This window comes from Nonomuraea sp. NPDC050680, from assembly GCF_040654555.1.
Taxonomy (GTDB): domain Bacteria; phylum Actinomycetota; class Actinomycetes; order Streptosporangiales; family Streptosporangiaceae; genus Nonomuraea.
Genome location: NZ_JBFAIF010000005.1, coordinates 572,564 through 584,043 on the forward strand (window position 1 = coordinate 572,564; position 11,480 = coordinate 584,043).

An 11,480-nucleotide genomic window follows, 5' to 3' on the forward strand; every position below is an offset into this window, starting at 1 on the left:
CTCGTGCACATGGCGCTGGTTCTTGACGGCGTCCGCGTACGGCAGCGCGGGGAAACCTGGCTGCACGACATTCACCTCGAATTATCCAGCGGAATGACCACGCTCGTCGGGCCGATGGCGGCGGGGAAGACGACGCTGATGCGGGTCGTCGGGGGGCTGCTGCCACCCGACGCGGGGCGGGTCGTGGTGAACGGAAAAGACGTAACGGCTATTTCCGTACGGAAACGCTCGGTCGCCTTCGTCTATCAGCAATTCATCAATTATCCCTCGCTCTCGGTCCACGAGAACATCGCCTCACCGCTGCGCATGGCGCGCTCCTTTCCCAAGAAAGACATCGATCGGCGAGTGCGCGAGGTCGCCGAGATCATGGGCATCGGCGACCTGCTCGACCGCAGGCCCGCCGAGCTGTCGGGGGGCCAGCAGCAGCGCACCGCGATCGCCCGCGCGCTGGCCCGGCCGGTCGACGTGCTGCTGCTCGACGAGCCGCTGGCCAACCTCGACTTCAAGCTCCGCGAGCAGTTGCGGAGCGACCTGAAGACCATGTTCCTCGACTCGCCGGGCGTGGTCCTCTATTCGACGGCCGACCCGGCCGAGGCCCTGACCTTCGCCTCGCCGACCGTGGTCCTGGGCGAGGGCCGGGTGCTGGACGTGGGCGACGTGGCGGACATGTACGCCCAGCCGCCGACGCTGGCCGTCGCCGCGACGCTCAGCGATCCGCCGCTCAACCTGCTGCCCGGCGTCGTGCGCGAGGGCCGGATCGAGTGCCTGGGCAGCTCGTTCCCCTCCCCCGGCGCGCACGCTTCGGGACGGAACGTGGTGCTCGCGGTGCGCCCCCACCAGGTGACGATCGAACGGAGCGGAGCCGGCGTGCTGGAGTTCCCGGCGGAGATCAGGCTCGCGGAGGTGACGGGCAGCTCGACCTTCCTGCACCTGCGGCTGGCCGACGGGCGGCACCTGGTCGCCCAGCTGCCGGGCCCCCAGCTCTTCACCCCCGGCGAGCGGGCCACGGCCTACGTGGACCCGGCGCACATCTTCGTCTTCGACGAGGCCGGCGGGCGCCTGCTCGCCGCCTCCGCCGCGGAGGTCGACCTGCATGGCTGACATCCGGCTCGAAGGCGTGGGACACAGCTACGACGGCGGCCGGACCTGGGCGCTGCGGCCGATGACGTGGACCTGGCGCAGCTCACGGGCGTACGCGCTGCTCGGCCCGAGCGGGTGCGGCAAGACGACGCTGCTGAACATCATCTCGGGGCTGCTCTCCCCGACCGTGGGACGGATCTTCTTCGACGACCGCGAGGTGACCGCCGTGCCGACGGCGGGCCGCAACATCGCGCAGGTCTTCCAGTTCCCGGTGCTGTACGAGGAGATGTCGGTCTACGACAACCTGGCCTTCCCGCTGCGCAACCGGAAGTATCCCAAGGCGGAGATCGACCAGCGGGTACGCCGCGTCTCGCAGCTCCTCGGCCTGGACGACCACCTCAAGCGCAGGTCACGGCGGCTGGACCCGGGCCGGCAGCAGATCGTCAGCCTGGGCCGCGGGCTGGTCCGCTCCGAGGTGGCCGCCGTGCTCCTCGACGAGCCGCTCACCGTCGTGGACCCCGCGCTCAAGTGGACGCTGCGCAGCAAGCTCAAGGAGATCCACCGCGACACCGGCCACACGCTCATCTACGTCACCCACGACCAGACCGAGGCGCTGACCTTCGCCGACGAGGTGGTGGTGCTCAACGAGGGCGCGATCGTGCAGGCGGGCGAGCCGACGGAGCTGTTCCTGTCGCCCGCGCACGAGTTCGTCGGCCACTTCATCGGCTCGCCCGGCATGAACGTCGTGCCCGCCGACATCGCCGGCGGGGTGGTCAGGGTGGCGGAGACGGACGTCGGGCAGGCGGTCAGCGACCAGGAGGGCGAGCTGGCGCCGGGGCCGGTGCGCATCGGGGTGCGGCCGGAGTTCGCCCGGCTCGGCGGTGAGGGAGCCTCGCCCGGTCTGCCCGTACGGGTGACGGGGGTGGACCGGATGGGCGCCTACAACCTCGTGCACGTCCAGGCCGGCGGGCACCCGGTGATCGCCAAGACGGAGGCGGACGCCCGGTTCGCTCCGGACACCGAGGAGTTCCTGCACTTCGCACCGGACCGGGCGTTCCTGTTCAGGGACGCGGTCAGATGCGGGTCCATCGCACCACTCAACGGACTCAACGGACTCGACCGGCTCGACCGGCTCGACCGGCCCGACCGGCCCGACCGGCCCGACCGGCTCGACCGGCTCGACCGGCTCGACGGGCTCGACGGGCTCGACGGGCTCGACGGAGAGGGCGCAACGTGACCGAGCAGAGCGTCACCGTCGCGGGCGGCCAGGTCGGCGGCGAGATCGTCACCGGCGCCGCCCCGCAGGACGGCACGCCCGACACCCGGGTGAGCGTCAAGCCGAAGAACAACCGCGCCTGGTTCCTCGTGCTGCCGGTCGTCGTGTCGGTGGCCTTCACCGCCGTGATCCCGCTGATGACGGTCGTCAACTTCTCCGTCCAGGACATCTTCAGCCCCGACGACCGAATCTTCGTCGGGCTGGAGTGGTTCAGATCCGTCGCCCGCGACCCCGAGATCCGCGCCGCGTTCGTCCGGACCCTGCTGTTCTCGGCCCAGGTGCTGCTGCTGGAGATCCCGCTCGGGGTGGCGCTCGCGGTGGCGATGCCACGCCGCGGGGTCTGGGTGTCGGTGGCCCTGGTCATCGTCGCGCTGCCGCTGCTCATCCCGTGGAACGTGGTGGGCACCATCTGGCAGATCTTCGCCCGCGCCGACATCGGGCTGGGCGGCTGGACGATCAACAACGTCCTGGGCATCGACTTCAACTACACGCTGGACTCCACCGACGCCTGGATCACGGTCCTGATCATGGACGTCTGGCACTGGACCCCGCTGGTGGCGCTGCTGGCCTACGCCGGGCTGCGGTCGATCCCCGACCCCTACTTCCAGGCCGCGCAGATCGACGGCGCCTCGGCCTGGGCGACCTTCCGCCACATCCAGCTGCCGCGCCTGCGCGGGGTGCTGACGATCGCGATCCTGCTCCGGTTCATGGACAGCTTCATGATCTACACCGAACCGTTCGTGGTGACGGGCGGCGGGCCGGGCAACGCCACCTCGTTCCTGAGCATCCTGCTGTCGAAGGTCGCCGTCGGGCAGTTCGACCTCGGGCCGGCGGGCGCCTTCTCGCTGCTGTACTTCCTCGTCGTGCAGATCGTCTCGTACGTCTTCTTCACCGTGCTGACCAGGTCAGGGAGGTGACCGCGATGGCAGAGGAGCAGGTCGCCGTGGCGCGGCGGGCCGGGCGGCAGCTGCCCTGGGCGCGGGCGGTGTTCTGGCTGTACGCCGCCACCCTGATGCTGCCGCTGCTGTGGATGTTCGGCATGTCCATCCGCCCGAACGAGGACATCCTCGGCAGTTTCTCGCTCATTCCGCAGCGGACCACGCTCGACAATTACCGGACCTTCTTCACCGACCCGGTCTGGTATTCGAGTTATCTGAACTCCATCATCTACACGTCTCTGAACGCGGTGATGTCGCTCATCGTGGCGCTGCCGGCCGCCTATGCCTTCTCCCGGTTCAGGTTCGCCGGGGACAAGCACCTGTTCTTCTGGTTGCTGACGAATCGCATGGCGCCGCCGGCCGTGTTCCTGCTGCCCTTTTTCCAGATTTATCAGAGCGTGGGATTGTTCGATACTCACCTGGGCGTGGCCATCGCGCACATGCTGTTCAACGTCCCGCTCGCCGTCTGGATCCTCGAAGGATTCATGTCCGGGATACCGCGCGAGATAGACGAGACGGCGGCGATCGACGGCTATTCCCTGCCGCGGTTCTTCCTGCGCATCTTCCTGCCGATGATCCGCTCCGCGGTCGGCGTCACCGCCTTCTTCTGCTTCATGTTCAGCTGGGTCGAACTGCTCATCGCCAGGACCATCACCTCGGTCAACGCCAAGCCGATCGCCGCCACGATGACGCGGACGGTGAGCGCGGCCGGCGTGGACTGGGGTCTCCTGGCCACGGCAGGCGTGCTGACCATCATCCCCGGCGCCATCGTCATCTGGTTCGTACGCAACTACGTGGCTAAGGGCTTCGCTCTTGGAAGGGTCTGACGATGCAGTGGATGGTGTGGACCCTCCCCACGGCCCTGGTCTTCGTCGGCCTGGCGCTGCTGCTGTGCGGCATGGCGATCTGGGGCCACTTCTCGCCTCCGGTGGCCCGGCGCGGCTTCCTGCGCATCGAGACCGACCGTGGCGACCGCTTGTACATCGGCCTGATCAGCGCGGCCGTCGTACTCGCCGGCTGGATCGCCGTCACCGACCTGTCCATGTGGCTGGCTCTGGCGTGCGCGCTCCTGGTGACGATCGTGATCGGGATTTGGGGCTGACCGAAGGAGGCATGAGGCGATGAGACGTCCTAGAGGCAGGACCACGGCCGTTGGCCTGGCCGTGCTCGTCCTACTGGGGGCGGGGTGCTCAGCGGGCGAGCAGCAGCCCAAGAGCGACTTCACCGAGGCCCAGGGGAAGGCGGCGGCGCAGAAGTGGGTGTCAAGCGAGTTCACGCCGAGCACCCTGTCCAAGGATCAGCAGCTCGCGGAGATGGACTGGTTCACCAAGGCCGCCGCGCCGTACCGCGGCATGGAGATCAACGTCGTCTCCGAGACGATCACCACCCACGAATACGAGTCGCAGAAACTCGCCAAGGCGTTCACCGACATCACCGGGATCAAGGTCAAGCACGACCTGATCCAGGAAGGTGACGTGATCGAGAAGCTGCAGACACAGATCCAGGGCAACCAGAACATCTACGACGCCTACGTCAACGACTCCGACCTCATCGGCACCCACTTCCGCGGCAACTACGTCTTCCCGCTGTCCGACTACATGGCGGGCGAGGGCAAGGCGGTCACCTCGCCCACCCTCGACCTGAACGACTTCATCGGCACCAGCTTCACCACCGGGCCGGACAAGAAGCTGTACCAGCTCCCCGACCAGCAGTTCGCCAACCTCTACTGGTTCCGCTACGACTGGTTCACCAATCCCACGTACAAGAAGCAGTTCAAGGACGCCTACGGCTACGACCTGGGCGTGCCCGTCAACTGGGCGGCCTACGAGGACATCGCCGACTTCTTCACCAACAAGGTCAACGGCAACGGGACCATCGACGGCAAGAAGGTCTACGGCCACATGGACTACGGCCGCAAGGACCCCTCGCTCGGCTGGCGCTTCACCGACGCGTGGCTGTCCATGGCCGGCAACGGCGACCCGGGCATCCCGAACGGCCTGCCGGTGGACGAGTGGGGCATCAGGGTGGAGAACTGCCGCCCGGTCGGCTCCTCGATGACCCGCGGCGGCGACACCAACGGGCCCGCGTCGGTGTACGCGCTGACCAAGTACGTCGACTGGCTGAAGAAGTACGCGCCGAAGGAGGCGGCCGGCATGAACTTCAGCGAGGCCGGCCCGGTGCCGGCGCAGGGCAACATCGCCCAGCAGGTCTTCTGGTACACCACGTTCACCGCCGACATGACCAAGCCGGGTCTCCCGGTGGTCAACGCCGACGGGACGCCGAAGTGGCGCGTCGCGCCCAGCCCGCACGGCGCCTACTGGAAGGACGGCAACAAGCTGGGCTACCAGGACGCCGGCTCCTGGACCCTGCTCAAGAACACGCCCAAGGAGCGCAGGGCGGCGGCCTGGCTGTACGCCCAGTTCGTCACGTCGAAGACGGTCTCGCTGAAGAAGTCGATCACCGGCCTGACCTTCATCCGCGACTCCGACATCAAGAGCGACTACTTCAAGGACAACTCCGCGAAGTACGGCGGCCTGATCGAGTTCTACGACTCCCCCGCCCGCAAGCAGTGGACGCCGACCGGGACCAACGTGCCCGACTACCCGAAGCTCGCCCAGCTCTGGTGGCAGAACGTCGCCACCGCGGTCACCGGTGAGACCACCGCCCAGCAGTCGATGGACAACCTGGCCAAGCAGCAGGACGACATCCTGTCGCGGCTGGAGCGCCGCGGCGGCAACTGCGCGCCCAAGCTCAACCCGGAGCAGCCCGCCCAGTACTGGCTGGACCAGCCCGGCGCTCCGGTGCCGAAGCTGGCCGACGAGCGCGGCAAGCCGGCGACGCTCGACTACGACAAGCTCATCGCCCAGTGGAAGACCGGAGGCTGATCAGTCGCGGTGGGACCGGCGGGTAATCTGTCGGTCCCCTCTCTTAGTGTGCCTACGCGGCCAGTAAGCGCGAATGATTGGATCAGTGCCGTGGAGGCGTCTGTCGAGCAGCTCGTATACGTCCGCGAGGACGAATACACCGTTGCCCGAATGACCGATGCCCGAATGACCGACGTCCGACCGGCCGATGCCCGGACGAGCTCCGACGGCGGGTTCAGCTTCGTCGCGGCCGGACGCGCGCTGGCCGGCGTACAGCCGGGCGAGACGCTCGAGCTCACCGGCGAGTGGGGCGAGCACCCCCGTCACGGCAGGCGCTTCACGGTCACGGCGTGCGAGCGGATCGTGCCGTCCACCACCCGGGCCATCCAGCTCTACCTGGGCTCCGGCCTGATCCGCGGCATCGGCCCGCGGCTCGCCCAGGCCATCGTCGGCCACTTCGGCGAGGCGACGCTGACCGTCATCGACACCGAGCCCGAGCGGCTCAGGGAGGTCGTCAACATCGGCCCGGCGCGGCAGGGCCAGATCCTGGAGGCGTGGCGGGAGCAGAAGGAGATCGCCGCGCTGATGGTGGTCCTGCAGGGCTTCGGGGTCAGCCCGCTGCTCGCGGCCAAGATCTTCCAGGTCTTCGGCCGCGATTCGGCCGAGATCGTCACCTCCGACCCCTACCAGCTCATCGGCCGGGTGCGGGGCATCGCGTTCGGCACGGCCGACAAGATCGCCCTCCAGTCGGGGGTGCCCGAGCACAGCCCCCAGCGGATCAAGGCGGCGCTGCTCGACCGACTGGAGACGGCCGCCGCCAGGGGCGGCCACTGCTACCTGTCGCTCACCGCCCTGCTCACGCAGACCGCCGAGCTCGTCGAGCAGGATCAGGACGTGGTTCGGCCGATGATCGACGCCCTCACCGCCGAGCGGCGGGTGGTCGTCGAGGCGGCGCCCGACCAGATCGTGGTCTACGGCAAGGAGTTGCACAGCCGGGAGCTCAAGCTGGCCGAGCACCTGGACAGGCTCTGGCAGGCCCGCTCGACGCTGCCCATGCGCGACTTCCGCGAGGACCCGGAGCTGCACGACGACCAGCGGGCAGCCGTGACCATGGCGCTGACCAGCACCGTCTCGGTCCTCACCGGCGGTCCGGGCTGCGGCAAGAGCCACACGGTGCGGGTCATCGCGGCCACCGCGCGGGCGATGGGCGGCCGGGTGACGCTCGCCGCGCCCACCGGGAAGGCGGCCAAGCGCCTGTCGGAGCTGACCGGGCTGCCGGCCATGACCGTCCACCGGATGCTGGCCCACGAGCCCGACCCCGACGCGCTGTTCGACCAGACGCCCGCGCAGGCCGACCTGATCGTGGTCGACGAGGCGTCGATGCTGGACCTGCACCTGGCCACCCGGCTCACCTCGGCCATCCCGTCGGGCAGCCACCTGCTGCTCGTCGGCGACAGCGACCAGCTGCCCAGCATCGGGCCCGGCAGCGTGCTGGCCGACCTGCTGCGGGTCGAGGAGATCCCGCGCGTGCGGCTCACCCACGTCTTCCGCCAGGCCGACGGCAGCGGCATCATCCACAACGCCCACCGCATCCGAGCCGGGCAGCTGCCCGGGATCCCCGGTGGCGGCGGCTTCTGGTTCGAGGAGCTCGACGATCCCGAGGCCGTCGCCGAGCGGGTCGTCCACCTGGCGACGGTGGCGATCCCCCGCAAGCAGGGCGTCGAGCCGGGCCAGGTGCAGGTGCTGTGCCCGATGCGCAAGGGCGCGGCGGGCACCGCCGAGCTCGGCCGCCGGATCCAGGAGCGACTCAACCCCGCCCAGGAAGGACGGGCCGAGCACTGGTCGGGCGCCTCGGCCTTCCGGGTCGGCGACCGGGTCATGCCGATCCGCAACAACTACGACAAGGGCGTCTTCAACGGCGAGACGGGCACGATCACCGGCATCGTCCAGGAGCAGCGGCTCGTGGAGATCTCCATCGACGACGGCGACACGGTGACCTACGGCTTCGACGAGCTCGACGACCTGACCCACGCCTACGCGATCAGCGTGCACCGCTCGCAGGGCAGCGAATACCCGTTCGTGGTCGCGCCCCTCGTCGCCGAGTCCGGCGGCATCATGCTGCGCCGCCGGCTCCTCTACACCCTGGTCACGCGGGCCCGGTCGTGGGTGGTGCTGGTCGGCGAACGCAAAGCCCTGGAGCTGGCGGTCGCCCGGCTCGGCGACCGCCGCAACACCGGCCTCACCCGGCGTCTGGCCCACCTGCTGGCCTGACACCACCCGGCGTCCGGCCCATCTACTGGCCTGACACCACCCGGCGTCCGGCCCATCTACTGGCCGGGCATCCCCCGAAGGAGCACCATGGCCATCGACTTCACTCTCGCCCCCGAGCACGAGAAGATCCGCGACCGGGTCCGGGCCTTCATCCAGGGCACGGTCATCCCGGCCGTCGACGAGGTGCCGGAGAGCGACCGCGACGCCTATCTCCGGACGATCTTCCGGCTCCGCGAGAAGGCCAAGGCCGAAGGGCTGTGGCTGCCGCACATGCCGAAGGAGTGGGGCGGCATGGGGCTCGGCCACGTCGAGCTGGCCATGGTGCAGTCGGAGGCCGCCAAGACCCGGCTCGGGCCGTGGGTGCTCAACTGCATGGCGCCCGACGAGGGCAACATGCACACGCTGCTGCACTGGGCGAGCGACGCGCAGAAGGAGAAATACCTGCGCCCCCTGCTTGAGGGGAGCAAGATGTCGTGCTTCGCGATGACCGAGCCGGAGGTCGCCGGCTCCGACCCCACGCTCATCCGCACGAGCGCGGTCAAGGACGGCGACGAGTGGGTGATCAACGGTCACAAGTGGTTCATCTCCAACGCCCGCCGGGCCGGCTTCGCCATCCTCATCGCCCGGACCGAGCTCGACCTGCCCGAAGGGGCGCGGGGCGCCAACACGGCCTTCCTCGTCGACCTGCCCTCGCCGGGCTGGAACGACATCCGCGAGGTCGAGACCATGCACGGCTCGACGGGCCACAGCGAGATCGTCATCACCGACCTGCGGGTGCCCGACGACCAGGTGCTCGGCGGGCGGGGCAACGGCCACCGGCTCGGCCAATACCGCCTGGGCCCGGCGCGGCTGGCCCACTGCATGCGCTGGATCTCGCAGGCGGAGACGGCGCTCGACATGATGGTCGACCGCGCGCTCAGCAGATACAGCCACGGCTCCGTGCTCGCCGACAAGCAGGGGGTGCAGTGGCTCATCGCCGACTCGGCCATGGAGCTTTATCAGTGCAAGCTGATGGTGCTGCACGCCGCGTACAAGATCGACAAAGGCGAGGACTTCCGTACGGAGGTGTCGATGGCCAAGCACTTCGTGGCCAACAGCCTCAACCGCATCATCGACCGGGCGATCCAGGTGCACGGCGCACTCGGCTACTCCACCGACACCCCGCTGGCCAGTATGTTTCAGCACGCCCGCTGGGCCAGGTTCGCCGACGGGGCCGACGAGATCCACCAGATGCGCATCGCCGAACGGACCATCGCCGCCTACCGCGACTCAGGCTCCACCGCCGCAGCCACCGGCGGTCTCCCCCTGTGACCCACCGCTATGGGCTGGAGCTCGTGGGTGCTGTTCGGGCTTATGTCAGGCTGCATTGCGGAGCAGGAGCAGGTCGAGGATGGGCCCGTTGGCACCCGCTTGGTACGGGCCGGCGTAGTGGTATCCGAGGCGTCGGTAGAGGCGCTGGGCTGGTTGGTCGCCGGGCATGGCCAGGAGAGAGACCCACTCAGGTTTTAGGGCATCCAGGAGCTCTGCGTGGATGCGGGTGCCGACTCCATGGCCTTGCCAGGCGCGGCGGACGGCGAGTTCGCAGATCCCGGCCAGGGCGTTGGTGGTGCGCGCCTCGGGGGTGATCGAGGGAAGCAGGTCCTCGCCGTACCAGTAGGCGGGGGTGCAGCGGAAACCGTAGCCGAAGCCGATGAGGTGGCCGTCGGCGTAGGTCGCGATGAGGGTGAACTGGTCGTGCCGGGTGTGGCCGGTGATCTGAGGGCGCAGCATCTCGGGGGTGAAGCCGGCTTGGGCGACGTCTTGGTGGGTGGCGTGGGCATCGGCCCAGACATCGGTGAGCGTGTCGATAAGCGGGGTGGCGTCGGCGGCACCGTAGCGGCGGAAGGGGAGGGGGGAAGAGGGACTGCTCATGGTTCCCTTCAGGCGGTGGTGGGGACAGCGGTGCGGTAAGCATCCAGGCAGTCGGCGACGCACGGCACCTTGCGGTGGACCGACAGGACATTGGCGATGTCCCGCAGGGAGCGGAGCAGGCGCTGGGAGCAGAGTTATGTACGTGCGTGGGCACGCGCGCAACACGCGGCCACCAGCCTCAAGGACGGCTTGGCCAATGTCGGCCGCGCCGACGCCATGCCGAGCCTGCGCGCTGATGTGAGTGAGTTCGGGGTGGGGGTTCGTCGACCTGGGCCGCGTGTAGCCGGAGACGGCCGCGCGGATCGCCCAAGCTCTGGAGTTGCTGGCCGTGCGCGCGGACGGCGAACGGGGCGGGCGAGCGGCATGCTCGACTTCAAGAGTTTTGCCCCTGAGGAGACGATTGCGCAGGTCGACCAGGCCAACCGGGAGATCGCTCACACCATTCAGGCGCGCAGTCCTGGATGGGTGGTGCTGTGGTCTGTGTGGCGGCGGAGGTTCTCTGCCTTCGGCTGTTGGACCTCCGCGCAGAGCGTGATCATCGATGCGGTCGATGCCGAGGAGCTGATCCGCGAAATGCAGTCGATCATGGTGGAGAACTGGCACCAAAGCGAGAGACACGCATGAGTCTTGACAACATCCCACGGTGTCTCAGCCCGCACGTCCCCAGGCCAGTGGATCAATGCGAGCGACTGGAATGGGAAGCATCCCGCGCGCGGGAACGCACTCGCGTCGTCGCGTGGACCTGCGACTGCACATCACCGGTCTACGAACTGTGCAGCGCAGGTGGCCAGTGGTTCATCAGACGGACAGCAAGTGTCGTCAAGGAAAGCCGCCAGTGGCCGCTATGGCATGAAGCACAAGCGATGTGGTCGGCGCTGTTGACGGGGCAGGTGCGCTGAAAGATCGACCCTCCAAGCTGGGCGCATGGCGACACATCCTCTCCTAGCGCAGGGGAAAGGGGTCTCGCGACACGCGCCCACGGGGGCGAACGTGGTCGCGCGGTTGACCGTTGCGGTTCTCCGGATGGTCGCAGCGATGAAGTCCCGCGGGCTGCGTCCACGGAAGTGGTGTATGAGTTTGGCCTGGTGACAGGCGTGGCGTCGTGAAATGAGGACGGCCATCGCGTGATCCTTCGAATGC

At 68.5% G+C, this 11,480-nt stretch carries 10 protein-coding genes; 9 read left to right on the forward strand and 1 reads right to left on the reverse strand.

Going from position 1 to position 11,480, the window contains the following annotated elements; genetic code table 11:
* Positions 1–9: 9 nt before the first annotated feature.
* From AB0H88_RS22390 to AB0H88_RS22425, 8 genes are all read left to right on the forward strand, one after another.
* Positions 10–1,101 carry an ABC transporter ATP-binding protein gene (locus tag AB0H88_RS22390; RefSeq protein WP_357647294.1) on the forward strand — a complete coding sequence of 364 codons (1,092 nt, stop codon included), beginning with the start codon at positions 10–12 and terminating at the stop codon, positions 1,099–1,101.
* On the forward strand, positions 1,094–2,317 hold the full coding sequence (locus AB0H88_RS22395; protein ID WP_357647296.1) for an ABC transporter ATP-binding protein: 1,224 nt from the start codon (positions 1,094–1,096) through the stop codon (positions 2,315–2,317). The genes AB0H88_RS22390 and AB0H88_RS22395 overlap by 8 nt, the downstream gene beginning before the upstream one ends.
* Positions 2,314–3,273 (forward strand): sugar ABC transporter permease, encoded by a 960-nt coding sequence (locus tag AB0H88_RS22400; protein ID WP_357647298.1) that lies wholly within the window; start codon positions 2,314–2,316, stop codon positions 3,271–3,273. Before AB0H88_RS22395 ends, AB0H88_RS22400 begins: the two co-directional genes overlap by 4 nt.
* 95 nt (positions 3,274–3,368) lie before the next feature.
* Positions 3,369–4,121 carry a carbohydrate ABC transporter permease gene (locus AB0H88_RS22405; protein ID WP_357647321.1) on the forward strand — a complete coding sequence of 251 codons (753 nt, stop codon included), beginning with the start codon at positions 3,369–3,371 and terminating at the stop codon, positions 4,119–4,121.
* An 11-nt stretch (positions 4,122–4,132) separates the two neighbouring features.
* Complete coding sequence (locus AB0H88_RS22410) at positions 4,133–4,396, forward strand: DUF2160 domain-containing protein (RefSeq protein WP_263654703.1); 264 nt, start codon at positions 4,133–4,135, stop codon at positions 4,394–4,396.
* Between the two features lie 19 nt (positions 4,397–4,415).
* Positions 4,416–6,179, forward strand: a complete 1,764-nt coding sequence (locus AB0H88_RS22415; RefSeq protein WP_357647301.1) for an ABC transporter substrate-binding protein — start codon at positions 4,416–4,418, stop codon at positions 6,177–6,179.
* A gap of 150 nt (positions 6,180–6,329) precedes the next feature.
* Complete coding sequence (locus AB0H88_RS22420; protein WP_357647303.1) at positions 6,330–8,429, forward strand: ATP-dependent RecD-like DNA helicase; 2,100 nt, start codon at positions 6,330–6,332, stop codon at positions 8,427–8,429.
* Between the two features lie 87 nt (positions 8,430–8,516).
* Positions 8,517–9,740 carry an acyl-CoA dehydrogenase family protein gene (locus AB0H88_RS22425; protein ID WP_357647305.1) on the forward strand — a complete coding sequence of 408 codons (1,224 nt, stop codon included), beginning with the start codon at positions 8,517–8,519 and terminating at the stop codon, positions 9,738–9,740.
* 45 nt (positions 9,741–9,785) lie between these two features.
* Here AB0H88_RS22425 and AB0H88_RS22430 read toward each other — a convergent pair whose 3' ends face one another.
* The gene (locus AB0H88_RS22430) at positions 9,786–10,340 is read right to left on the reverse strand and encodes a GNAT family N-acetyltransferase (protein WP_357647307.1); all 555 of its coding nucleotides are present in this window, start codon (positions 10,338–10,340) and stop codon (positions 9,786–9,788) included.
* A 363-nt stretch (positions 10,341–10,703) separates the two neighbouring features.
* Here AB0H88_RS22430 and AB0H88_RS22435 point away from each other — a divergent pair, with 363 nt between their 5' ends.
* Complete coding sequence (locus AB0H88_RS22435; protein WP_357647309.1) at positions 10,704–10,964, forward strand: hypothetical protein; 261 nt, start codon at positions 10,704–10,706, stop codon at positions 10,962–10,964.
* Positions 10,965–11,480 lie beyond the last annotated feature (516 nt).

Coding starts and splice junctions, on each gene's coding strand:
- AB0H88_RS22415 (WP_357647301.1), top strand. CDS start 4,416: ATGAGACGTCCTAGAGGCAGGACCACGGCCGTTGGCCTGGCCGTGCTC.
- AB0H88_RS22410 (WP_263654703.1), top strand. CDS start 4,133: ATGGTGTGGACCCTCCCCACGGCCCTGGTCTTCGTCGGCCTGGCGCTG.
- AB0H88_RS22405 (WP_357647321.1), top strand. CDS start 3,369: ATGCTGCCGCTGCTGTGGATGTTCGGCATGTCCATCCGCCCGAACGAG.
- AB0H88_RS22435 (WP_357647309.1), top strand. CDS start 10,704: ATGCTCGACTTCAAGAGTTTTGCCCCTGAGGAGACGATTGCGCAGGTC.
- AB0H88_RS22390 (WP_357647294.1), top strand. CDS start 10: ATGGCGCTGGTTCTTGACGGCGTCCGCGTACGGCAGCGCGGGGAAACC.
- AB0H88_RS22395 (WP_357647296.1), top strand. CDS start 1,094: ATGGCTGACATCCGGCTCGAAGGCGTGGGACACAGCTACGACGGCGGC.
- AB0H88_RS22425 (WP_357647305.1), top strand. CDS start 8,517: ATGGCCATCGACTTCACTCTCGCCCCCGAGCACGAGAAGATCCGCGAC.
- AB0H88_RS22420 (WP_357647303.1), top strand. CDS start 6,330: ATGACCGATGCCCGAATGACCGACGTCCGACCGGCCGATGCCCGGACG.
- AB0H88_RS22430 (WP_357647307.1), bottom strand. CDS start 10,340: ATGAGCAGTCCCTCTTCCCCCCTCCCCTTCCGCCGCTACGGTGCCGCC.